At 70.8% G+C, this 23,022-nt stretch carries 23 protein-coding genes; 12 read left to right on the forward strand and 11 right to left on the reverse strand.

Annotated features, from left to right (window positions below; genetic code table 11):
• Positions 1 to 19: 19 nt before the first annotated feature.
• Entirely contained in the window at positions 20 to 172 is a 153-nt protein-coding gene (locus tag ACFWPA_RS08775; protein ID WP_378506828.1) for a hypothetical protein, read from the reverse strand.
• A 7-nt stretch (positions 173 to 179) separates the two neighbouring features.
• A complete protein-coding gene (locus tag ACFWPA_RS08780; protein WP_378506829.1) occupies positions 180 to 557 on the reverse strand; it encodes a DUF488 domain-containing protein in 378 nt (125 codons plus the stop codon).
• 275 nt (positions 558 to 832) lie between these two features.
• Between ACFWPA_RS08780 and ACFWPA_RS08785 the strand changes: the two genes are divergently transcribed.
• From ACFWPA_RS08785 to ACFWPA_RS08795, 3 genes are read left to right on the forward strand one after another with little or no spacing between them, the layout of a single operon-like run.
• Complete coding sequence (locus ACFWPA_RS08785; RefSeq protein ID WP_378570012.1) at positions 833 to 1,948, forward strand: Re/Si-specific NAD(P)(+) transhydrogenase subunit alpha; 1,116 nt, start codon at positions 833 to 835, stop codon at positions 1,946 to 1,948.
• On the forward strand, positions 1,948 to 2,274 hold the full coding sequence (locus ACFWPA_RS08790; RefSeq protein WP_378506831.1) for an NAD(P) transhydrogenase subunit alpha: 327 nt from the start codon (positions 1,948 to 1,950) through the stop codon (positions 2,272 to 2,274). Before ACFWPA_RS08785 ends, ACFWPA_RS08790 begins: the two co-directional genes overlap by 1 nt.
• Positions 2,274 to 3,698 (forward strand): NAD(P)(+) transhydrogenase (Re/Si-specific) subunit beta, encoded by a 1,425-nt coding sequence (locus ACFWPA_RS08795; RefSeq protein ID WP_378570013.1) that lies wholly within the window; start codon positions 2,274 to 2,276, stop codon positions 3,696 to 3,698. The genes ACFWPA_RS08790 and ACFWPA_RS08795 overlap by 1 nt, the downstream gene beginning before the upstream one ends.
• A 74-nt stretch (positions 3,699 to 3,772) precedes the next feature.
• Here ACFWPA_RS08795 and ACFWPA_RS08800 read toward each other — a convergent pair whose 3' ends face one another.
• Entirely contained in the window at positions 3,773 to 3,910 is a 138-nt protein-coding gene (locus ACFWPA_RS08800; protein WP_378570014.1) for a hypothetical protein, read from the reverse strand.
• 31 nt (positions 3,911 to 3,941) lie between these two features.
• A complete protein-coding gene (locus ACFWPA_RS08805; RefSeq protein WP_378570015.1) occupies positions 3,942 to 5,135 on the reverse strand; it encodes an MFS transporter in 1,194 nt (397 codons plus the stop codon).
• Positions 5,136 to 5,278: 143 nt separating this feature from the next.
• On the opposite strand from ACFWPA_RS08805, the gene ACFWPA_RS08810 reads away from it, so the two are divergent.
• A complete protein-coding gene (locus ACFWPA_RS08810; protein ID WP_378570016.1) occupies positions 5,279 to 6,685 on the forward strand; it encodes a PLP-dependent aminotransferase family protein in 1,407 nt (468 codons plus the stop codon).
• Positions 6,686 to 6,734: 49 nt separating this feature from the next.
• Positions 6,735 to 7,709, forward strand: a complete 975-nt coding sequence (locus ACFWPA_RS08815) for a DMT family transporter (protein WP_378570017.1) — start codon at positions 6,735 to 6,737, stop codon at positions 7,707 to 7,709.
• A gap of 169 nt (positions 7,710 to 7,878) precedes the next feature.
• On the opposite strand, the gene ACFWPA_RS08820 is transcribed toward ACFWPA_RS08815, so the two are convergent.
• The 4 genes from ACFWPA_RS08820 to ACFWPA_RS08835 all read right to left on the reverse strand — a co-directional run bounded on the left by ACFWPA_RS08820 (position 7,879) and on the right by ACFWPA_RS08835 (position 12,569).
• Positions 7,879 to 9,006 (reverse strand): dihydrolipoamide acetyltransferase family protein, encoded by a 1,128-nt coding sequence (locus ACFWPA_RS08820; RefSeq protein ID WP_378506837.1) that lies wholly within the window; start codon positions 9,004 to 9,006, stop codon positions 7,879 to 7,881.
• Between the two features lie 9 nt (positions 9,007 to 9,015).
• The gene (locus tag ACFWPA_RS08825; RefSeq protein WP_378506838.1) at positions 9,016 to 9,996 is read right to left on the reverse strand and encodes an alpha-ketoacid dehydrogenase subunit beta; all 981 of its coding nucleotides are present in this window, start codon (positions 9,994 to 9,996) and stop codon (positions 9,016 to 9,018) included.
• Positions 9,993 to 11,078 (reverse strand): thiamine pyrophosphate-dependent enzyme, encoded by a 1,086-nt coding sequence (locus ACFWPA_RS08830; protein ID WP_378570018.1) that lies wholly within the window; start codon positions 11,076 to 11,078, stop codon positions 9,993 to 9,995. Before ACFWPA_RS08830 ends, ACFWPA_RS08825 begins: the two co-directional genes overlap by 4 nt.
• Positions 11,079 to 11,183: 105 nt before the next feature.
• Complete coding sequence (locus ACFWPA_RS08835) at positions 11,184 to 12,569, reverse strand: cytochrome P450 (protein WP_378570019.1); 1,386 nt, start codon at positions 12,567 to 12,569, stop codon at positions 11,184 to 11,186.
• A gap of 236 nt (positions 12,570 to 12,805) precedes the next feature.
• Here ACFWPA_RS08835 and ACFWPA_RS08840 point away from each other — a divergent pair, with 236 nt between their 5' ends.
• The gene (locus ACFWPA_RS08840; RefSeq protein ID WP_378506841.1) at positions 12,806 to 13,837 is read left to right on the forward strand and encodes a phosphotransferase family protein; all 1,032 of its coding nucleotides are present in this window, start codon (positions 12,806 to 12,808) and stop codon (positions 13,835 to 13,837) included.
• A 187-nt stretch (positions 13,838 to 14,024) separates the two neighbouring features.
• Here the strand turns inward: ACFWPA_RS08840 and ACFWPA_RS08845 are convergent, their stop codons facing one another.
• The 3 genes from ACFWPA_RS08845 to ACFWPA_RS08855 all read right to left on the reverse strand — a co-directional run bounded on the left by ACFWPA_RS08845 (position 14,025) and on the right by ACFWPA_RS08855 (position 16,446).
• Entirely contained in the window at positions 14,025 to 14,651 is a 627-nt protein-coding gene (locus ACFWPA_RS08845) for a PIN domain-containing protein (protein ID WP_378506842.1), read from the reverse strand.
• Between the two features lie 58 nt (positions 14,652 to 14,709).
• Positions 14,710 to 15,120, reverse strand: a complete 411-nt coding sequence (locus ACFWPA_RS08850; protein ID WP_378506843.1) for a helix-turn-helix domain-containing protein — start codon at positions 15,118 to 15,120, stop codon at positions 14,710 to 14,712.
• A 492-nt stretch (positions 15,121 to 15,612) separates the two neighbouring features.
• Complete coding sequence (locus ACFWPA_RS08855; RefSeq protein ID WP_378570020.1) at positions 15,613 to 16,446, reverse strand: shikimate 5-dehydrogenase; 834 nt, start codon at positions 16,444 to 16,446, stop codon at positions 15,613 to 15,615.
• A 358-nt stretch (positions 16,447 to 16,804) separates the two neighbouring features.
• Here ACFWPA_RS08855 and ACFWPA_RS08860 point away from each other — a divergent pair, with 358 nt between their 5' ends.
• From ACFWPA_RS08860 to ACFWPA_RS08885, 6 genes are all read left to right on the forward strand, one after another.
• Positions 16,805 to 18,028: an NADP-dependent isocitrate dehydrogenase gene (locus ACFWPA_RS08860; protein WP_378506845.1), complete on the forward strand. Its 1,224-nt coding sequence runs from the start codon at positions 16,805 to 16,807 to the stop codon at positions 18,026 to 18,028.
• Between the two features lie 107 nt (positions 18,029 to 18,135).
• Complete coding sequence (locus tag ACFWPA_RS08865; protein WP_378506846.1) at positions 18,136 to 19,899, forward strand: molybdopterin-dependent oxidoreductase; 1,764 nt, start codon at positions 18,136 to 18,138, stop codon at positions 19,897 to 19,899.
• Between the two features lie 143 nt (positions 19,900 to 20,042).
• Positions 20,043 to 21,185 (forward strand): MFS transporter, encoded by a 1,143-nt coding sequence (locus tag ACFWPA_RS08870; RefSeq protein WP_378507035.1) that lies wholly within the window; start codon positions 20,043 to 20,045, stop codon positions 21,183 to 21,185.
• A 34-nt stretch (positions 21,186 to 21,219) separates the two neighbouring features.
• Positions 21,220 to 22,023, forward strand: a complete 804-nt coding sequence (locus tag ACFWPA_RS08875) for an exodeoxyribonuclease III (RefSeq protein WP_378570021.1) — start codon at positions 21,220 to 21,222, stop codon at positions 22,021 to 22,023.
• Positions 22,020 to 22,553: a ribonuclease domain-containing protein gene (locus ACFWPA_RS08880; protein ID WP_378570022.1), complete on the forward strand. Its 534-nt coding sequence runs from the start codon at positions 22,020 to 22,022 to the stop codon at positions 22,551 to 22,553. Before ACFWPA_RS08875 ends, ACFWPA_RS08880 begins: the two co-directional genes overlap by 4 nt.
• Positions 22,553 to 23,008: a barstar family protein gene (locus ACFWPA_RS08885; RefSeq protein WP_378570023.1), complete on the forward strand. Its 456-nt coding sequence runs from the start codon at positions 22,553 to 22,555 to the stop codon at positions 23,006 to 23,008. Before ACFWPA_RS08880 ends, ACFWPA_RS08885 begins: the two co-directional genes overlap by 1 nt.
• Positions 23,009 to 23,022: the final 14 nt, after the last annotated feature.

A 23,022-nucleotide genomic window follows, 5' to 3' on the forward strand; every position in this document is an offset into this window, starting at 1 on the left:
GTAGGCGGGTGTACCGCGGTCACGTCGCGATCTCGTCGCGGCCGGGTGTCGCGGCGCCTGCGCCGCACCGCGGGCAGCCGTGGTCGGGTCCGTCCGGCAGGAACGCCCCGCAGTCCGGGCACACCCGGTCCAGCCAGCACACCGGGTCGCCGCCGAGGTCGTCGTCGATCACGGCGCGCTCAGTGCTCGCCGCCGAGGACCTCGGCGAGCACGTCGGCGTGACTGTGCTCGAGGTCGCGGGTTGCGGTGAGCAGCACCAGCGGCCTGCCCGCCGTCAGGGTCAGCACCCGGGAGACGGCCTCGCGGCCCTCGTCGGATTCGAGTTCGGCGCGGTAGCGGGCGCGGAACTCCCGGAAGTGCGCGGCGTCGTGGCTGTACCAGCGGCGCAGTTCGGCGGACGGGGCGAGGTCCTTGGCCCAGTCGTCGTAGTGGAAGTCGTCCTTGCGCACCCCGCGCGGCCACAGCCGGTCGACGAAGACGCGGACCGCGCCGGGTTCCGGCTCGGGATGGTCGTAGACCCGCTCGACCGTGATGCTCGGTGTCGTCCGACTGGTCATGGTCACCTCCGCGGTTGTGCGCGTTCCAGTCTAGGTTTGGCCGCTCGAATCGCCCGGCGGCGGTGTGACAGAAGGCACAATTACCTCGCAATTTACGCCTCTTGCCCTTGATCGGATTCGATTCAGTGACCGTTTTTCCGATTTCGAGATGTATCCGTGACCCTTTGCCTGGCTAGCATTGGCAAATTCGTGCCGCCTCACCCACGGGCCGCTCGTCGCGTGAGGGCCACCGTCGGTCCCGGCCCGATAACCATCAATCGCAGGAAGTAGTCACATTGGACACATCGAAGAGCACGCCGCAGGCGCGCCCGACGGTCGGCGTCGTTCGGGAGACGAACGACGGTGAACGGCGGGTGGCGCTTGTCCCCAAGGTCGTGACGACCCTGATCGGCAAGGGCCTCGACGTGGTCGTCGAGACCGGTGCCGGACTGGGCGCGCTGATCCCGGACGAGCTGTACAAGGAGGCCGGTGCCACCATCGGCGACCCCTGGTCGGCGGATGTGGTGGTCAAGGTCGCGCCCCCGACGGACGCCGAGACGGCGAAGCTGAAGGCCGGTTCGGTGCTGATCGGCTTCCTGGCGCCGCGGACCAACCCGGACGGCATCGCCGCGCTCAAGGCCGCGGGTGTGCAGGCGTTCGCGGTCGAGTCGATCCCGCGCATCTCCCGCGCCCAGGTGATGGACGCGCTGTCCTCGCAGGCGAACGTGGCCGGCTACAAGGCGGTCGTGGTCGCGGCGTCGGAGTCCACCCGGTACTTCCCGATGCTGACCACCGCCGCAGGCACCGTGAAGCCCGCGACCGTGCTGGTCCTCGGTGTCGGTGTCGCCGGCCTGCAGGCCCTCGCGACCGCGAAGCGCCTCGGCGGCCGCACCACCGGCTACGACGTGCGCCCGGAGGTCGCCGACCAGGTGCGCTCCGTCGGTGCGCAGTGGCTCGACCTCGGCATCGACGCCGCCGGTGAGGGCGGCTACGCCCGCCAGCTCACCGAGGCCGAGCAGGCGCAGCAGCAGCAGGCGCTCGAGGACGCGATCAAGGGCTTCGACGTGGTGATCACCACCGCGCTGGTGCCGGGTCGTCCCGCGCCGCGCCTGGTCACCGCCGCCGCGGTGCAGGGCATGAAGCCCGGCTCGGTGATCGTCGACCTCGCGGGCGAGACCGGCGGCAACTGCGAGCTGACCGAGCCCGGCCAGGTCGCCGTCAAGCACGGCGTGACGATCTGCTCGCCGCTGAACCTGCCCGCGACGATGCCCGAGCACGCCTCGGAGCTGTACTCGAAGAACCTGCAGGCCGTGATCGAGCTGATGCTCGACGAGAACGGTGCGCTGGCACCGGACTTCGACGACGAGATCCTCGCCGCCGCCTGCGTCACCCGTGAGGGGGCGAACGCCTGATGTACACCGAGCTGTTGGCGAACATCGCGATCCTGGTCCTTGCCGGGTTCGTCGGTTTCGCGGTCATCTCCAAGGTCCCGAACACGCTGCACACGCCGCTGATGTCGGGCACCAACGCCATCCACGGCATCGTCGTGCTCGGCGCCCTGGTCGTCCTCGGTCACCTGCCCGGTGACGCGCCGTGGTCGATCAAGATCATCCTGTTCGTCGCGCTGGTGTTCGGCACGCTGAACGTCGTCGGCGGTTTCGTGGTCACCGACCGCATGCTGGCGATGTTCAAGCCGAAGAAGGACGCGCCTGCCGTGAAGAAGGGGGCTGACGCCTGATGGGCTACCTCGTGACAATCCTGTACATCGTCGCGTTCTCGATGTTCATCTACGGTCTCTCGGGTCTGACCGGCCCGAAGACCGCGGTGCGCGGCAACTACATCGCCGCGGTCGGCATGCTCGTCGCCGTGATCGCGGTGCTGATCGACATCCGTGAGACCGACAACTGGGCCCTGATCGTCGGCGGCCTCGTCGTCGGCATCGTCCTCGGCGTTCCGCCGGCACTGCGCACCAAGATGACCGCGATGCCGCAGCTGGTCGCGCTGTTCAACGGTGTCGGTGGCGGCACGGTCGCGCTGATCGCGTGGGCGGAGTTCCTCAACTCGGACGGCTTCACCGCCGTCGAGTCGGTGCCGTCGGCGCCGTTCATCATCGGGTCGCTGTTCGCGGCGATCATCGGTTCAGTCTCGTTCTGGGGTTCGCTCGTCGCGTTCGCCAAGCTGCAGGAACTGCTGAACAAGAACCTCGAGAAGAAGGTCGTCGCCGCGGCGAAGCTGTTCCAGGTCGCGAACATGATCCTCGCGTTGGTCTCGATCGGCCTCGCGATCTACATCGGCCTCGGCGCCGACGGCGACCCGCAGTCGTCGTGGCTGATCGTCGGCCTGCTCGTTGCGGCAGGCGTGATGGGCCTGTTCGTGGTGCTGCCGATCGGCGGCGCCGACATGCCCGTCGTCATCTCGCTGCTCAACGCCCTCACCGGCCTGTCCGCCGCGGCCGCCGGCCTCGCGCTGAACAACCAGGCGATGATCGTCGCCGGCATGATCGTCGGCGCGTCCGGCACCATCCTGACCAACCTGATGGCGAAGGCGATGAACCGGTCCATCCCGGCGATCGTGTTCGGCTCGTTCGGTGGCGACGACGGCGGCGCGGCGGGCGGCGGCGGCGCTGGCGGCACCGTCAAGGCGACCTCCGCCTCCGATGCGGCGATCCAGATGGCGTACGCCAACCAGGTCATCGTCGTCCCCGGCTACGGTCTCGCCGTCGCGCAGGCCCAGCACGCGGTCAAGGAGATGGCGGCGCTGCTCGAGGAGAAGGGCGTCGAGGTCAAGTACGCGATCCACCCGGTCGCAGGCCGCATGCCCGGTCACATGAACGTGCTGCTCGCCGAGGCCGACGTCGCGTACGACGCGATGAAGGAGATGGACGACATCAACGGTGAGTTCTCGCGCACCGACGTCACCATCGTCATCGGCGCCAACGACGTCACCAACCCGGCCGCGCGTCAGGACTCGTCGTCCCCGATCTACGGGATGCCGATCCTCAACGTCGACCAGTCGAAGTCCGTCATCGTGCTCAAGCGGTCCATGTCGTCCGGCTACGCCGGCATCGACAACCCGCTGTTCACGGCCGACCAGACCTCGATGCTGTTCGGCGACGCGAAGAAGATGGTCGGCGAGGTCACCGAGGAGCTCAAGGCCCTGTAACTCTGGGACCACCGACAACGGCGCCCCTCCCGATCCGATCGGGAGGGGCGCCGTCGTGCCTGGGCAGCGTTCCGTCAGAACGGAACGATGATCGGCTTGTTGTCGATGATCAGGCCGATCAGGTCTTCGAGGCCGATGTACTCGAGGCTTCCCATGGGTGCTCCTTGGTCGTGTGCGGGCGCCGTCGGCGCCCGTCCCCGGCTCGGGGACAACTCCTACGCTAGGCGAAGCAGCAGTCCGGTCCTAGGTGATGTTCGTTTCGTTGTCGGGTCGGACCTGGTCCGCGAACCGGCACGCGACCAGGACGAACACCAGGGGGACGGTGAGGGTCAACGTCAGCGGGATCACCTCGGTGAGCCAGCCGAGCAGTGCCGGACCGGCCAGCAGGCCCAGGTAGCCCATGCCGACGACCCGCGACATGTTCACCCCCGGCGCCCCCGCGTGCAGATTGCCCGCCGCGGTGAAGATCTGCGGAATGCACCCCGACAGGCCGAGGCCGAACACCGCCCAGCCGGCCAGCGTCAGCCACACCCAGCCCGACCCGATCACCGCCGTCAGCCCGACCGCCGCGATCAGGGTGCCGTACCGGACCACGGCGACCGGGCCGAGGACGGCCGCGACCCGGTCCGCGGTGAGCCTGCCGACGGTCATCATCACCGCGAACGCGCCGAACGCGAGCGCCGCGGTCGCGTCCGAGGTGCCGAGATGCTCCTTCACCTGCAGGGTGCTCCAGTCGTTGGCCGCACCCTCGGCGAGGAACAGCGCGAAGGCGATGGTGCCGAGGGCGAGGACGCGCCGGGTCGCGGCCCGGGTCGGCGGCCGCCGCCGGGTGCCGGTCTCCGGAGCTTCGGGCGGGTGCGCTTGGTGGGGGAGCAGCGCGGGCAGGCAGCCGAGGATCGTCGCGGCGCCGAGCGCCCCGGCACCGGCCAGCGCGGTCGGCGGGGCCAGGCCCGCGGCAAGGGTCGCGGCGCCCAGCACCGACCCGACCACCCCGCCGAGCGAGAACAGCGCGTGGAACGCCGACATGATCGGCCTGCCGTAGGCCCGTTCGACGTGCACGGCCTGCGAGTTCATCGACACGTCCAGCGCGCCGTTCCCGAGCCCGAACACGGCCAACGCCACCGCAAGGCCCGTCGCGTCCGACGCCAGTCCCGGCCCGATCGCCCCGACGGACAGCAGCAGCCCGGCCGCGCCGATCATCCGGCGGCTGCCCCACCGGTCGGCGAGCGGTCCCGCGATCTGCATGCCGACCAGCGCGCCCCCGGCCAGCACCAGCAGCAGCCAGCCCAGCGTCGCGTGGCTGACGCCGGTGCGGTCGGAGATCGGCGGGATGTGCACGACCCAGGCGGCGAGCAGGAAGCCGTTGACGGCGAACACGCCGAACACGGCGGCGCGGGCGGAACGGAGCCGGGCGGGGTCGAGCGTCGCGAGGGTCATCGGCACCCATTGTGGCGGGCCGCGGCGATCACCGGATCGGAGAACGGTGCTCACGCGTCGGTGCCGTCCCGGTCCCGACCGGGTCGACCCGCAGCTGCGCGTTGCTGCCTGCCCCCTACCGCTATCGACGTAGAGTCGCGTTTGTGAGTAGCGCTGATCGGATCGTGACGGATCTCCGTGCCTGGATCGCGTCCGCCGCGCCCGGCGCGCAGCTGCCGTCCAGTAGGGAGCTGGCCAGCCGGTACGGCGCCAGCCCGGTGACGGTGCAGAAGGCGATGCGGGCCCTGATCGGGCTGGGGCTGGTCGAGAGCCGCCCCGGGGCGGGCAGCTTCGTCCTGGGGCACCGCACGCCGCGGGCCCTGGATTTCGGCTGGCAGACCAGCGCCCTGCGTTCGGCCGCGGCGAGCGTGCCCAGCCTCGCCGCGCCGCTGCGCGAGCCGGCGATCGACGCGATCGAGCTGCATTCGGGCTATCCGGCTCGCGAGCTCCTTCCAGAGCGGATCGTCCGATCGGCGCTCGCGCGCGCGTCCCGGGGGGAGACGGCGGTGACGCGGTCGCCCGCGCAGGGCCTGCCCGAACTGCAGGCCTGGTTCGCCAGCGAGCTGGCGTCCCGGACCCCGGCCGGGGTGACGGCGGTTGCGCCCCGCGACGTGCTCGTGGTTCCCGGCACCCAGAGCGGGCTGATCTCGGTGTTCCGGTCGGTCGCCGGGCCCGGACTGCCGGTGCTGATGGAGTCCCCGACCTACTGGGGGGCGATCCTCGCCGCGGCGCAGGCCGGGGTCCAGATCGTCCCGGTCGCTGGCGATGCCGACGGTCCGGACCCCGACGACGTCGCCCGCGCGTTCGCCGAGACCGGCGCTCGGCTGTTCTACGCGCAGCCGACCTTCGCCAATCCGACGGGCGCGCGGTGGTCGTCGACCAGACGCGAACGGGTGCTGGCGGTGGTGCGCGAGCACGGCGCGTTCCTGGTCGAGGACGACTGGGCGTGTGACTTCGCGATCGACGGGGAGGCCGTGCCGATGGCCGCCTACGACGACACCGGCCACATCGTCTACATCCGGTCCCTGACCAAGAGCGTCTCCCCGGCGGTGCGGGTCGGCGCGGTGATCGCGCGCGGGCCGGTCCGGGAGCGGATGGTGGCGGACCGGGGCGCCGAGTCGATGTACGTCAGCGGTGTCCTGCAGTCCGCGGCGCTGGAGGTCGTGCTGGCGCCCGCCTGGCGAACGCACCTGCGGAGCCTGCGTGGGCAGCTGCGCGAGCGGCGCGACCTTCTTGCCCGGTGCGTGGCCGAGCACCTGCCGCAGGCGACCCTGGACCGCCTGCCGCGCGGCGGGCTGAACCTGTGGGTGCGGCTGCCCGACGAGGTCGACGCGGAGCGCCTGGTGCGGGACTGCGAGCAGGACGGCGTGCTCATCGCGGCGGGCGCCGAGTGGTTCCCCGCGGATCCGTCGGGTCCGTTCGTCCGGCTGAACTTCGCCGGTCCGGATCCGTCGCGGTTCCCGGACGCCGCCCGGATCATCGGGCGCGCGGTGGGGACCCAGCTGCGCTGACCGGACACGGGGGCGGCGCCAGCAGGCAACCGCGGTGCTATCGTCAAACATGACTGACCTGAGTAGCGCTATCGATAGGGCGCGAGCACTGGTATCGAGTGGTTCCGGGCTTGGTTGGGGCCTGCTCGGGGTGACGGCGTTCTCCTTCACGGTGCCGCTGACCCGGGTCGCAGTCGACAGCGGTCACCTGTCGCCGATGTTCGTTGGCGCGGGCCGCGCGGTGATCGCCGCGACGCTGGCGGCCCTGGCGCTGTGGTTCACGCGGCAGCGGTGGCCCAGCGGGAGGCAGTGGCTGCAGGTGGGTGTCGTGGCGGGCGGCACGGTCGTCGGGTTTCCGCTGCTGACCTCCTATGCGCTCACCGAGGTACCGGCCAGCCACGGCGCGGTCGTGATCGCGCTGCTGCCCGCGGCGACGGCGGTGGTTGCCGTGGTGCGGACCCGTGAACGGCCCGGCCGCGGCTTCTGGCTCGCCGCCGCGGTCGGCGCGGTCGCGGCCGTCGGCTTCGCCGCGGCGCAGGGCGGCGGCCGCACCGGACTCCGCTGTCCGGACCTGCTGCTGTTCGCCGCGGTGATCGTCTGTGCGATCGGCTACGCGGAGGGCGGCGTGCTGGCCCGGACCCTCGGCGCGTGGCAGACGATCTCCTGGGCGCTGGTGCTCGCCTCGCCGCTGATGGTCGTCCTCGCGGGTGTCGCCGTCGCCGAGCAGCCGCAGGCTGGCACCCCGATCGAGTGGGCGGCGTTCGCCTACCTCGCGGTCGTCAGCGCGCTTCTCGGCTTCTTCGCCTGGTATCGAGGGCTCGCGATCGGGCCGATGGCCCAGGTCAGCCAGGTGCAGCTGGCCCAGCCGGTGATGAGCATCTGCTGGGCGGGGCTCCTGCTCGGCGAGCAGGTCACCGGGGGCACCCTCCTCGGCGGCCTCGCCGTCATCGCCTGCGCCCTCTTCGCGGTGCGTACCCGCGGCGCGCGCACCCCCGCCCACGTCCCGCGCGCCCGGGCGTCCGCACCCAAGGAGATGTCCCGATGATCGGGCTAGGGCATGTCTCCCAATCCCCATTTCGGCGCCCCTGGCGTCCAATCGCCGCCCGGCGGCGTTGTCGTCGGCGCCGATACAACAGCGGTATCGGCTTCTCCTCCGCCTACCCGGACGACGATTGTCCGGCCAGGTGCATCCGAGAGGGATTAGGAGACACGCCCTAGGCGCGGGCGAGGAGGGTCAGGGGATCGGTGAGGAGGGCGGCCACGTCGGCGAGGAACCGGGACCCCTGCGCCCCGTCGACGACGCGGTGGTCGATCGACAACCCGAGCGTCGTCACCCACCGGGGGACCACCTCGTCGTCGACCACCCACGGCCTGCGTGCGATCGCGCCGAGGCACAGGTTCGCCGCCTCTCCGGGCGTCAGGATCGGGGTGCCCGCGTCGACGCCGAACACGCCGACGTTGGTGATCGTGATCGTGCCGCCGGTCAGGTCGGCGGGTGTCGCGGTGCCCGCGCGGGCGACGGCAACCCGGTCGTCGATCGCGCGGGTCAACTCGACCAGACTCATCGCCTGCGCATCGCGGACCGTCGGAACCAGCAGACCTCGCTCGGTGTCCGTCGCGATCCCGAGGTGCACCCGGCTGTCGACGACGATCTCCTGCCGCTCCTCGTCCCAACTCGAGTTCAGGTCCGGGTGGGTGCGCAGCGACACCAGCATCGCCCTCGCCACCAGCGGGAGCGGGGTCGGGGTGAGGCCGGCGAACTGCGGCAGCACACGGAGCCGATCCAGCAGCTGCACCGTCGCGGTCACGTCGCACGTCGCGAACACCGTCACGTGCGGCGCGGTGAACGCGCTGCGCACCATCGCGGCGGCGGTCCGCTTCCGGATGCCGCGGATCGGCACCCGCGTCTGCGTCCCCGGTGCCTGGTTCCCTAATGTCACATCGGGGGTCGTGACGTGAGCCGATGTGACATTAGGGAACCTCGGGGTGGGCGCGCGGCGGGCCCGCCGCCTGCTCGGCGCGGGCGCGCTGGGGCCGTACCCGACGAGGACCGAATCACGCTGGGCCGCGGCGGCATCGGTGGTGGTCGCCGGGTCGTGGCCGATCGTCTCGATCCGGATCAGCGGGGCCCCCACCGGAACGGTGTCCCCTGGCGCCGCGAGCAGCGCGCGGACGGTGCCCGCAAACGGGGAGGGCAGCTCGACGGCCGCCTTCGAGGTCTCCACCTCGGCGAGCACCTGATTCAGTGCAACGGTGTCCCCGACGGACACCGACCAGGACAGCAGGTCCGCCTCGGTCAGGCCCTCCCCGAGGTCGGGCAGTCGGAACTCGTTCTCGGTCACGGCGGCACCTCACGCGGCGAGGACGCGGTCGACGGCGTCGAGAATGCGGTCGGGGTCGGGCAGGAAATGCGTCTCCAGGCGCGCGGGCGGGTACGGCGTCGCGAACCCGCCGACCCGCAGGACCGGCGACTCCAGCCGGTGGAAGCAGCGTTCGCTGATCCGCGCGGCGATCTCGGCGCCGAGACCGGCGAACACCGGGGCCTCGTGCACGACCACCAGTCGCCCGGTGCGCCGGACCGACGCCTCGACGGTGTCGAAGTCGATCGGCGACAGCGAGCGCAGGTCGACCACCTCCAGCGAATTCCCTTCCCGCTCGGCCACATCCGCGGCGGCGATGGCGGTCGCGACCATCGGCCCGTACGCGACGAGGGTGGCGTCGGTGCCCGATCGGGCGACCCGCGCCCGATACAGGTCGGTGGCCGCCGCCGCGTCGGGGTCCACCTCGCCGCGATCCCAGTACCGGCGTTTCGGTTCGAAGAACACCACCGGGTCGTCGTCGGCGACGGCCTGCTGGATCATCGTGTACGCATCGGCCGGGGTGGCGGGGCTGACGACGCGCAGGCCCGCGGTGTGTGCGAAGTACACCTCCGGTGACTCCGAATGATGTTCCACCGCACCGATACCGCCGCCGAACGGGATCCGGATCGTGAGCGGTGCCCGGACCAGGCCCTCGGTGCGGTAGTGGATCTTCGCGACCTGCGAGACGATCTGGTCGAAGGCGGGGTACACGAACCCGTCGAACTGGATCTCGCACACCGGCCGGTAGCCGCGCAGGGCGAGACCGAATGCGGTGCCGATGATGCCGGACTCGGCGAGCGGGGTGTCGATGACGCGGGTGTCACCGAAGTCCTTCTGCAGGGTGTCGGTGACGCGGAAGACGCCGCCGAGCGCGCCGATGTCCTCGCCGAGCAGCACCACCTTCGGGTCGTGTTCGAGGGCCCGCCGCAGACCGGCGTTGATCGCGCCTGCCAGGGTCATCGTGGCGGTCATGACGGCACCTCCTCCAGCGTCCGCAGGTAGTCGGCGTACCGGCCGCGTTCCTCCTCGAGCAGGGGATGGGGGCCGGTGTAGACGTGGTCGAACAGGGTCATCGGGTCGGGGTCGGCCAGCGCGAGTGCACCGGCCCGGAAGGCCGCGGCCACCTCGTCCGCCTTCGCCCGGACCCGGGTGTCGAGCGTGTCGTCCCAGGCGTCCTCGCGGTCGAGGAGTCGGCGGACGCGGTCGATCGGGTCGCGGGCCTGCCAGGGGGCGAGGTCGGCCGCGCCGCGGTAGCGGGTCGGGTCGTCGGAGGTGGTGTGCGGGCCGAGCCGGCACGTCAACGCCTCGACGAAGCTCGGGCCGCTGCCCTCCCTGGCCCGTGCCGCGGCGGTTCGGGTGACGGCCAGCACCGCGAGCACGTCGTTGCCGTCCACCCGGGCCGACGGAATGCCGTACCCGGTTGCCCGCTGCGCCAGCGGGACCGGGCTCTGCAGGGTCACCGGTTCGCTGATCGCCCACTGGTTGTTCTGGCAGAAGAACACCACCCCGGCGTGGTAGGACGACGCAAACCCGAGCGCCTCCGCCAGGTCGCCCTGGCTGGTGGCGCCGTCCCCGAAGTAGGCGACGGTCGCGATCTCGGCGCCGTCGAGGTGCGCCCCGATCGCGTAGCCGGTGGCGTGCAGCCCCTGCGCGCCGACGACGATCGCCGGGTTCGTCAGCGCCAACTCGTTCGGATCCCAACAGGACAGCGCGACCCCGCGCCACAGCCGCGGCCACTGCGCCGGGTCGACGCCGCGGCAGTAGGCCACCCCGTGCTCGCGGTAGCTGGTGAACACGTAGTCGTCGGCGGCGAGCGCGTGCGCGGACCCGACCTGCGCGGCCTCCTGTCCGAGGCACGGCGCCCAGATCCCCAGCTGCCCCTGACGCTGCAGCGCGGTGGCCTCGGTGTCGACGCGCCGCACCACCACCATGTCCTCGTACAGTGCGCGCAGCCGTTGCGCGTCGACGTCGGCGACGACCTCCGCGTACCGGGCGCCGTGCACCCGCCTGCCGTCCGGTTGGACGAGCTGGACCGGGTAATCCCTGTCGGTCACCGGGACCTCCTCGTGCCAGCGCCGAAGAGGTCCTCGTGAGACCACGTCCGGCGCGCTGAGCCCTCACCTCCCAGCATCCCCCTTTGCCCGCCGGACGCAACCAGGTCAGCGGGGGCGCAGCCCGAGGCGCAGGTTCGCGGGCTTGAGGGTGAACTCCTCGGCGACCTGGAGCCGGTATCCGGGGTCGGGTTCGAGGTCGAAGCGGTGCAGGATCATCGCCAGCGTGAGCACCGTCTCGTGCAGCGCCAGCTGCCGTCCGATGCACTGCCGCAGGCCGGTCCCGAACGGCTTGTAGACGCCGGGCGGGCGGGTGCGGGCCCGCTCGGGGAGGAAGCGGTCCGGGTCGAACGCGAGGGGGTCGCCGCCCCACAGCGGGTCGCGGTGCACCGCAAGGGTCAGGGCGACCATCGGCTGCCCGGCCCGGACCAGATAGCGGCCGCCGAGCAGGGTGTCGTGCAGCGGTTCGCGCAGGAACCCCGGCCCGATCGGCCACAGCCGCAGCGTCTCGTCGACGACGCGGCGCAGGTACCGGAGCTTGTGGACGTCGGCGAAGGCCGGGTCCGGGTCGGTGCCCGCGGGCCACAGCGCCTCGATCTCGGTGCGGGCCCGGTCGGCGAGGTCGGGGTGGGTGGCCAGCAGGTGCAGCGCGAACGACATCGTGCCGGAGGTGGTTTCGTGCCCGGCGGCGAGGAACGTGAAGACCTGGTTGCGAATGTTCTCGTCGTCGAGGTACTCGCCGGTCTCCGGGTCGGCGGTGGTCAGCATCAGGGCCAGCAGGTCGTCGTCGGGTGCGGCGTCCGGGTGCGCCCGCCGGTCCCGGATGACGTCGTCGACGACCTCCTGGGTGTACGCCACATCGGCATCGACCCGCGCGATCGCGCGGTGGTGGACGAGCTGGTCGAGCCAGCGCACCGGGATCCGGTACCCGGCCCGCCCCATGTAGGCGAACACCCGCAGCGTCGCGGCGGCGTACGGGTCCGGCTCGGCGGAGTCGAAGCAGTGGAAGTCGCGACCGAACCCGATCCGACCGATCGTCTGCAGCGTCAGCTTGCTGGTGTCGGTGTGCACGTCCACCGGCCCGGACCGGGACGCCCTGTCCCAGTGGGTGATCAGGCCGCGGCTGGTCTCGACCATGGTGTCGTGGTAGTTCTTCATCGCAGACAGCGAGAACGCGGGCTGCAGGATGTTGTGCGCGCGCGACCAGTTCGGCTCGGTGGTGTACGCGGAGAACAGGGCGTCGCCGGTGATCTCGCGGGCGAAGGCGGTGCTGAACGCGATCCGCTTGCCGAACCGCGCGTCGTCGCACAGGTCCGCGTACAGGTCGGGACCGGACACCACGGTGAGATGCTCGCGGAACACCTGGACGTCGAAGATCGGCCCCAGCGTCGCGGCCTGCTCGGTCATGTGCTGGACGGGGCGGTGCGGGTCGGCCGTCAGCATGTCGCCGAGCAGCGGCAGCCGTCGCGGCGGGTGCGGAAGGGTGGTGGTCATCGGGATGCTCTCGCTTCCATCCCCCGAGGGTGGACTGTGCCGCCGCCATTCTCCCGCATCCGGGCGGCACTGTCTGCTGCCGTTTCGTGATGTGCCGGTTCCACTTCGGCGAACCGGGGCGTCGTTGCCGAGGTCGCTCCCGAACGGCGCGACGGCACTAGCATCGTGTCGGATGGGCAGCACCCGTCGATCCGCCCCGACCGGGGCGGGCGGGCGATCAGTGAGGGGAGCGGTCGATGGGCGACGTCGTTGGCTTGGACGAGCGGGCGGTCTCCGCCTGGATCGCGGATCTCGGGGTCGGCGCGCTGGCGCCGCTGACGTTCACCCGGATCGGCAACGGGCAGTCCAACCTCACCTACCGGGTGACCGACTCGGGCGGCTCGAGTTGGGTGCTGCGCAGGCCCCCGCTCGGGCACCTGCTGGCGTCCGCGCACGACGTCGCCCGCGAGTATCGCATCCTCTCGGCGCTGCAGGGTACCGGCGTTCCGGTACCGAAAGCGCTTGCCCTGACCGAAGATCCGGCGGTCACCGACGCGCCGCTGATGCTGATGAGTCACGTCGACGGGATCGTCGTCGACAGCATCGGGGTGGCCAAGGAGCTCACCCCGGAGCGCCGCCGAGCCACCGGGCTGTCGATGCCGAGCGCGTTGGCGAGCATCCACCGGGTCGACCTGGAATTGGCCGGGCTCGACGATCTGGCGAGCCGGTCACCGTTCGCGGAGCGGCAGATTCGGCGGTGGTCCGGGCAGTGGGACAAGTCCCGGACCAGGGACGTGCCCGCCGTCGACGACCTGACCGCGCTGCTTTCCCGGACCGCGCCGGAGCAAACCGAAACCACCCTCGTGCACGGCGATTTCCACCTAAGCAACGTCATCACCGCCCGGGACGACGGCCGGGTCGTCGCGGTGCTGGACTGGGAACTGTGCACGCTCGGCGACCCGCTCGCGGACGTCGGGGCGCTGCTGGCGTACTGGTCGGAGGCGGGCGACCACGTGCAGGGTCCGTTCGTCGCGTCCTCCGCGGAGGGCTTCCCGACCCGCGACGAACTCGCGGACGCGTACTTCGCGGACACCGGCCGGGACCGGTCCGCGGTCGGCTACTGGCACGCGCTGGCGCTGTGGAAGCTGGCGATCATCGCGGAGGGGGTGCTGCGCCGCACCCTCGACGACCCGCGCAATGCCGCGGCGACCGGCGGGCCGTCGACCCGGATCATCGACGACATTGTCGCGCGGGCGCAGGAGGTTGCTGCGGCGGCCGGCCTTCGCTGAACTCAGGTCACGAAACCCGCCCAGGTTGATCCCGACACGCCGCGGCAGGGTCCGGGTGTCCCGGAACCGTTCGATTTCGAGACGCCGAATCTGGACCTGATCAGACCGAGTTCGAGCAGGTCGGGCAGTCGGCCGAGCGCGGCTCACGAACCCAATCTCCTGGCCTATGTGCCATCCGGATATCTCCTCATCTGGTTGTGTCGGAAACGTAGGAGAGAGCCTGGGCGACCGCCGGCGCCTGCATCATCTCGCGGACCGCGGCAGCGAACTTCGGTGCCTGAGCCGACTCGAGACGGGCGGCGAGGTTGAACGGCTCGCCGCGTCGGCGGAAGTAGGCGATCTGGTCGAGCAACGCCTCGCGGACCGTGGCGATCGCATCCCGGTGAACGAGCATCAGGAAGTCGTCCGGGGTGTACACCTCGTAGCCGAGGTGATCATCATTGGCCGCGGCGAAGTCGTGGAATCCGCGGTCATTGGTGATGACGTACTGGACGCCGCCGTGTTCGGCGGCGGCATGCAGGTGCGCGTCGTACTCGTCGGTGTACTCGAGGTCGGGGTCGATCTCGTATCCACGGATCGGGCCGTGCTCGGCGACGGAGATGATGCGGTCCCGCACTCCTCCGATCTGACGGTCGGAGAAGTGCGGGTGGTTCTTGCGCAGGTGATAGACCAGCTCCGCGAGTATGTCCTCGGACCAGCGCAGGTGGAACAGCGGTGGACCGGACCGGGTGGCCACCAGGCAGAACCAGTCCCGCAGCGTCCGCGAATACAGCACGTTCGCGTCCGGCAGCACGTTCGGAACTCGTGAACTCACCCGAGTGACAATAGGTGCCGGCGCCGACCGCCCGTGCCGCACCACCGGTCCCGGATGGTCAGTAGTCCAGACCCTCCGCTTCTTCGAAGTCACGCAGCTCCTGCAGCGCCGCCCGTTGCCGCTCACGCAGTCGATCCCGATAGCCGAGGACATCGGAGGTATTCAGTCGGGTGTGGGTGCCGACCTTGTGCGCGAGGATCTGGCCTTCCCGTACCAGTTTCATCAGCGTCGGCCGGGAGATCCCGAGCAGATCCGCCGCTGAGGTGGTGGTCAGCTCGGCCGGCGTCGACCCGATCGTCACCGTGCCCCCGGCCGCGACGATCCGCACCACCTCGGTGAGGATTCCGGCCAGCTCGGCTGGCACCACCGACCGCAGTGCCGTCGGGTCGAACGCCCCGGCCTGCGACACCTGATCGGACGTCACCGTCAGGGTTGTCTTTCCGACTCCGCTGTCGATCACCGTGTTCATCGCCTTGCGCCTCCTGCTGTCTACCGCCGACCGTACCCCTGTTTCACTTACAAGTGCAACGCCGTATGCGTGGTGGACAATCCAGACCCCCGGTACGCCAGTGTTCGGCGGCGACGTGCGCAGCGCTGTGCCGGCCCGCGCTGAACCCGCCGGTGCGGGCAATGGTTGTCCGATCGTGATCGCACATGTCTTGAAAAGTTCACTTTCGAAACCTGGGACAGCGGGCCGCCGGCCGTGCACACTGGGTCGCGGCCGGATCCGGCCGACACGACAACCGAAGGGGTACATCATGGAGAAGATCCTCGAACTGCTCACCGGCCTGCTCGGCAGCTTCTCGGCCGACGCCGAGACCCCGGAGACCACCCCGCCGGTCACCCCCGAGGCCTGATTCGCCTCTCTGCGAGGCCTGCGGGCCCGCCTCCATCTCGACTTCCGTCCGCCCCGCTCACCCGAGCCGGGCGGACGGCGTCGTTCCGGCCCCGCCCCGCTCGGTCACGTTCGTCGGGAGAACTCCGACGCCCGGCGGATCTGGTCGGGGGTCGGGGTCACGCCGGTGTACAGCACGAACTGCGCGGCGGCCTGCAGCGCGCTCACCTCGTCCCCGGTGATGACCGCCGTGCCCGCGGCCCTGGCCGCCCGGACCAGCGGCGTGTCCGCGGGCATCGCCACGACGTCGAACACGGTGTCGGCGGCCCGCACGGCGTCCAGGTCGAAGGGGCAGGCATCCGCGCCGGGACCGCCCGCCATGCCGAGCGGGGTGGCATTGACCAGCAGTCCCGCCCGCTGCCCGCCCGGTGCGGGGTGCCATTCGAACCCGTACTGCCGGGCGAGCGCCCGCCCGGTGGTCTCGTTCCTGGCCAGCACCGTCACCGCCCGGAACCCGCAGGCGCGCAGCGCCGCAACGACGGCCTTGGCCATGCCGCCGCTGCCCGCGACGACGGCCGGGGTCGCGGGGTCGACCCCACGGTCGGTGAGCAGGGTGACCACCGCCTGGTAGTCGGTGTTGTGGGCGTGCAGCACGCCGGACTCGTTGACGATCGTGTTCACCGACGCGATCGCCGCCGCGGACGGGTGCAGTACGTCGACGTGCTCGAGGCAGGCCTCCTTGAACGGCATCGACACCCCGCAGCCGCGGATCCCGAGCGCCCGGATCCCGGCGATCGCCGACGGCAGGTCGGCGGTGGTGAACGCCTTGTACAGGTAGTCGAGGCCGAGCTCCTCGTAGAGGTGATTGTGGAACCGGGTCCCGAGGTTCGACGGCCGTCCGGACAGCGACATGCACAGCGTCGTATCCCTGGTGATGGTGTCCCTGCTGATCCGGCGCACGCAACCACGGTATCCGGGGCGGCGACCGCAGGCACGGAGGTGACTCGCCTCACATCCGGACGTAGAGTCTGGGGGCGTCGTCGTCGACGCCGGTGCGGCGTCGGGCGCGGTGGGGTCGCGGGCCGCGCCGCTGGTGGGGGTCTGAACTGGGAGAAGTTACCGATTGGTAGGGGGTGGGCCCGTGGGGTCGGCCGTTGTGCGAAACGCCGCTAGCAGTACGCTTGTCTTGTTTGGCGCGGCAGCCCGGTGCTCGCGCGCCACGTATAGGTTTATCGATTGAGTCGTTCGCCGACCGCTCACGAAGCGGTCGACAGACCGTGTGACCAGGGGAAACTTCCTAGGAGGACGCGAAGTACACATGTCCAAGATCAAGGTTGAGGGCACCGTCGTCGAACTCGACGGCGACGAGATGACCCGCATTATCTGGCAGTTCATCAAAGACAAGCTGGTTCATCCGTACCTGGATGTGAACCTCGAGTACTACGACCTCGGCATCGAGTACCGCGACAAGACCGACGACCAGGTCACCATCGACGCCGCGAACGCCATCAAGAAGCACGGCGTCGGCGTCAAGTGCGCGACCATCACCCCGGACGAGGCCCGGGTCGAGGAGTTCGGCCTCAAGAAGATGTGGCGTTCGCCGAACGGCACCATCCGCAACATCCTCGGCGGCACCATCTTCCGCGCGCCGATCCTGATCTCCAACGTGCCGCGCCTGGTTCCGGGCTGGACCAAGCCGGTCATCGTTGGACGTCACGCGTTCGGCGACCAGTACCGCGCCACCGACTTCAAGGCGCCCGGCGCGGGCACCGTCACCATCACGTACACCCCGGACGACGGCTCCGAGCCGATCCAGCACGAGGTGTGCAAGCTGCCCGAGGACGGCGGCGTCGTGATGGGCATGTACAACTACAAGAAGTCCATCCAGGACTTCGCGCGGGCGTCGCTGGCCTACGGCCTGCAGCAGAACTACCCGGTCTACCTGTCGACCAAGAACACGATCCTCAAGGCCTACGACGGCATGTTCAAGGACGAGTTCCAGCGGATCTACGAGGAAGAGTTCAAGGCCGAGTTTGACGCCGCGGGCCTGACCTACGAGCACCGCCTGATCGACGACATGGTCGCCTCCTCGCTGAAGTGGGAGGGCGGCTACGTCTGGGCCTGCAAGAACTACGACGGCGACGTCCAGTCCGACACCGTCGCGCAGGGCTACGGCTCGCTGGGCCTGATGACCTCGGTGCTGATGACCCCGGACGGCAAGACCGTCGAGGCGGAGGCCGCGCACGGCACCGTCACCCGGCACTACCGCCAGCACCAGCAGGGCAAGCCGACGTCGACCAACCCGATCGCGTCGATCTTCGCCTGGACCCGAGGCCTCGAGCACCGCGGCAAGCTGGACGGCACCCCCGACGTCATCGGCTTCGCGCAGCAGCTTGAGGACGTCGTCATCAAGACCGTCGAGGGCGGCCAGATGACCAAGGACCTCGCGCTGCTCGTCGGCGGGGACCAGGGCTACCTGACCACCGAGGAGTTCCTCGGCGCGCTGGACGAGAACCTGCAGAAGGCGTACGCGGCCAAGTAGTTCGCGCGCGCGTTCGTCACGAAGGGCCACCCCCGCGATCGTCGATCGCTGGGGTGGCCCTTCGGCGTACCCTGCGGGGCCGACTGTGCGGTGTTACCTTGCGACGCATGACACTTCACGGTGCGGAAGGTCGGGACGGGGACAACGGAACCGGTCCGGACCTGCGCCGAGGAGTGCGGCGCAGCGGCGAGGACCGGGTCGACATCGCCACCTGGTCGGGATCCGTCCCACCCTCGCCCGCGCTGGCGCCCCGGGTGCGGATCGGACGGGACCGGTGGCTGAACCTGCTGTGGCTCATCCCGATCGGCTTCGTCCTGCTCATCGCCGCCGTCGCCGCCGCGCAGGGCCTGCGCGGCAACCCGTCCGTCCAGGCGTTCATGGAACGCAACCCCGGTGTGGTGGATCCCGGGGTCGGTCCGGGGATTCCCGCGTGGGTCGGCTGGCAGCACTTCTTCAACCTGTTCCTGATGACGTTCATCATCCGGTCGGGCATTCAGATCATCACCGACCATCCGCGGCTGTACTGGACCCGGCACTGCACGCCGGGCCGGGAGTGGTTCCGGATCCAGAAGCCCGTCCCGGACGATCCGCTGTGGACGGCGAAGCAGGACTCGGTGTCGCTGCCCGGCCAGGTCGGGCTGCCCGGGGTCCGGCATTCCATCGGCTTCGCCCGCTGGTGGCACCTCGGGATCGACGTCCTGTGGCTGGTCAACGGCCTGGTGTTCTACATTCTGCTGTTCGCCACCGGCCACTGGCGTCGTCTCGTCCCGACCAGCTGGGACGTCTTCCCCAACTCCGTGACCGTGCTCATCGAGTACCTGTCCCTCGACTGGCCGACGGAGAACGGCTGGGTCGCCTACAACAGCCTGCAACAGCTGACCTACTTCGTGACCGTCTTCGTGGTCGGGCCCGCGGCGCTGCTCACCGGCCTGGGCATGTCGCCCGCCCTGTCCACCCGGTTCCGTGCGCTCAGCCGGGTGCTGAGCATCCAGGTCGCGCGGTCGCTGCACTTCCTGGTGCTGGTGTGGTTCCTGCTGTTCATCGTCATCCACGTCGCCCTCGTATTCACCACCGGCCTGTTGCGGAACCTCAACCACATGTACGCCGGACGGGACGCGAACACCTGGGTCGGCTTCGCGGTGTTCGCGGCGTCGATGGTCGTGGTGATCGTCGGCTGGGTGGCCGCGACCCCGGTGACCTTCCGGTATCCGCGGCTGATCCAGCGGGTCGGTGCGGCGCTGCTCGGCCCCGCCGAGCGGCTGTTCGAACACGTCGACACGAAGCCCGGCGAGTACACCGAGGCGGACATCTCGCCGTACCTGTGGCACAACGGGCGCTACCCCGAGAACGACACCTACCGTGCCCTGCAGGACAGTGACTTCGCCGACTACCGGTTGCGGATCGGCGGCGAGGTGGACAACCCGGTGGACCTGAGCCTGACCGAGGTGCGCGCCCTGCCGCACCACGAGCAGATCACCCAGCACTTCTGCATCCAGGGCTGGTCCGGTGTCGCGAAATGGGGCGGGGTGTCGATGACGACGGTGATGGAGCTGGTCAAGCCGAGCCCGGAGGTCCGGTGGGTGGTCTTCTACTCGCTCGGGGAGGGCGCAGACGGCGGCACCTACTACGACGCGCACCCGATCGAGCAGATGGGCTACCACCTGACGATGCTCGCCTACGACATGAACGACGCGCCGCTCAGCTACGGGCACGGCGCCCCGATCCGGCTGCGCAACGAGGTGCAGCTCGGGTTCAAGCACGTCAAGTGGATCGGGGCGATCGAGTTCGTCTCCGACTTCGAGTCGATCGGTCGCGGCTTCGGCGGCTACAACGAGGACCACGAATTCTTCGGGTACCGGCAGTCCCTGTGACGGCCCGGTGAGCGAACTCACCCGCCCTCGGTTGGGGTCCGCGCGGCCCCCGCGCGGACAATCGGTCGGTGGTTTCGACACTCACCCCTTCCGGACCGTCCCGCGCCGGCGGTGCGCCCCGTGACCGCCGTCGGCTCCTCGCGATGCTCGCGTTGGCGCTGGGCGGATTCGGGATCGGCACGACCGAGTTCGTCGCGATGGGCCTGCTGCCGGAGATGTCGACCGGGCTGGGCATCAGCGAACCGACCGCCGGGCACGTCATCTCCGCGTACGCGCTCGGGGTGGTCGTCGGCGCCCCGACGATCGCGGCGCTGACCGCGCGGATGCCGCGCCGCACCCTGCTGATCGTGCTGATGGTCGCGTTCACGGTCGGCAACGCGGCATCGGTGTTCGCGCCGAGCTACGCGACGCTGATGGCGGCGCGGTTCGTCGCGGGCCTGCCGCACGGCGCGTACTTCGGCGTCGCGGCGCTGGTCGCCGCGCATCTCGCCGAACCGGGGCGCCGCGCGAAGGCGGTCGCGACGGTGATGCTCGGCCTGTCGGTCGCCAACGTCGTCGGGGTTCCCGCCGCCGCCTGGCTCGGCCAGCACCTCGGGTGGCGCTCCGCGTTCGCGCTCGTCGCGGTGATCGGGGTGATCACCGTCGGGTCGCTGCTGCGCTGGATCCCCCGGCTCGGGGACATGCCGACCACGAACCCGGTCACCGAACTCGGTGCGCTCGGCCGGGTGCAGGTGTGGCTGACGCTGATCATGGGCATGGTCGGTTTCGGCGGCATGTTCGCCGTCTACTCCTACATCAGCACCACGCTGACCGACGTGTCCGGGATGGCCCGCTCCCTGGTGCCGCTGGCGCTGATGCTGTACGGCCTGGGCATGGTTGCGGGCAACCTGCTCGGCGGGTATCTCGCCGATCGGGCACTGATGACCGGGCTGGCCGCGACGATGGTCGCGCTGGCGGTGATCCTCGCGGTGTTCGTCGCCGCCGCGCACACCCCGGTGACCGCGCTGCTGTTCGTGTTCCTGATCGGGCTGGCCGGCTCCGCGATGGTGCCCGCGCTGCAGACCCGGCTGATGGACGTCGCCGCCGACGCGCAGACCCTCGCCGCCGCGCTGAACCATGCCGCGCTCAACGTCGCGAACGCGTTCGGCGCCTGGATCGGTGGCGTGGTGATCGCCGCGGGCTTCGGGTACACCGCGCCGGCGGCGGTCGGCGCACTGCTCGCCGTCGCGGGGTTGCTGGTGCTCGCCTGCGCGGTCCTGCTCGAGCGCAGGCGCGGCCACGCCTGATCGCCGCGGACCCCATCCGATACGGTTTCCCCTCGTGCCGCACATCATTTCCACCGTCAACGTCAACGGCGTCCGGGCCGCCGCGAAGAAGGGTCTGCTGGAGTGGCTCGCCGCCACCGACGCGGACGTGGTCTGCCTGCAGGAGACCCGCGCCGACGACACGCAGCTGCGCGCCACCCTCGCCCCGGCACTCGACGCGGGCTGGCACCTGGCGACCGCGGAGTCCGCGATCAAGGGCCGCAACGGCGTCGCGGTGCTCTCCCGCAGGCAGGCGGACGCCGTCCGGATCGGGCACGGCGACGACGAGTTCACCGCGGCAGGCCGCTATCTGGAGGCCGACTTCGACGAGCTGACCGTCGCCAGCCTGTACCTGCCGTCCGGGGAGGTCGGCACCGAGCGGCAGGACGAGAAGGAACGGTTCCTCGCCTCGTTCGGCGCGCACCTGGCCGCGACCGCCGCGTCGGCCGCCGGGGCGGGCCGGGACGTCGTGGTGTGCGGCGACTGGAACATCGCGCACACCGAACTGGACCTGAAGAACCACAAGGGCAACGTCAAGAACTCCGGGTTCCTGCCGCACGAGCGGGAGTGGATGAGCACGGTGTTCGGCGAGCACGGCTGGGTGGACGTGGTGCGCGGGCTGCACCCCGACCTCGCCGGGCCGTACAGCTGGTGGTCGTACCGCGGCAAGGCGTTCGACAACGACTCCGGCTGGCGGATCGACTACCAGGCCGCGACCGCTGGCCTCGCCGAGCGGGCGAAGGAGGCCGTCGTCGAACGCGCCGCGTCCTACGACCTGCGCTGGTCCGACCACGCGCCGGTCACGGTGCGGTACCGGTGACCCGGTTCGGGGCGCGGGCCCGCGCCGTCCTTGGCACCGTCGTCGCGATCGTCGCGGTGGTGGCCGGGTTCCTGCTCACCGGCCCCGCCGACGACCCGGGATCCGGACCGGCGACCGGATCGTCGACCACGACCACGACCACGACCGCGACCCTGTCCGCGACCGCACCGCGGCCGCCGGACCCGACGGGCCCGTCCCGGGCCTCCGCGGCCCCGGTGACCGCGGGCCCGCGCGGCGTCGTCCCGGTCCCGGTGCCCGACGCGGCGTGGGTGACGCTCGCCGAGATCGACGCGGGCCGCTGGCCCGGGTCGGCGGACGCGCCGGGCACGAAGGGCGGCGACCCGTGGCGGAACCGGGACGCGACGCTGCCCCGCACCGAGCCCGGTGGCGCGTCGATTCGGTACCGGGAATGGGACGTGAACCCGAAACGCCGCGGGGAAACACGCGACGCGGAGCGGATCGTCACCGGGAGCGACACCAGCGCCTGGTACACCGGTGACCACTACACGTCGTTCGTAAGGATGCGCTAGTGACCACCCTGCACCAGTTCGTGACCGCCCAGCCGCCGATCGTCGGGCTGCTTCCCGGGGCGCCGCGCGACGCCGACAACGCCGCCTACGCGCTCACCGAGAGCGGGTACGCGGTCCGCCTGGTCCGCGGACCCAAGATGCCGACCGTCGCCGCCGCCTACGACGAGGTCGCCGCGGCCCTGCAGTTCCCGTACTACTTCGGCGGCAACCGGGACGCCTTCGACGAATGCCTCCGGGACTGGCGGGACTGGCTCGGGGACGCGCCCGAACTGGTCGTCGTGGTGCGCGACGCGGACGCGCTGCTCGGCGAGGAGCCGCAGGAGATCGGCTGGCTGCTGTCGGCGTTCGCGGACGCGTCGATCCGGGTGGTGGCCCAGGCCGGGCCGACGCGCTCGGCGGCGGTGACGCGGCGATGGGCGGCGGCCGGGGCGCCGGTGCAGCGCATCGACGACTGACCGGCCGTGGTCGT

It is taken from the genome of Rhodococcus sp. NPDC058505, assembly GCF_042720095.1.
GTDB lineage: Bacteria > Actinomycetota > Actinomycetes > Mycobacteriales > Mycobacteriaceae > Rhodococcus_G.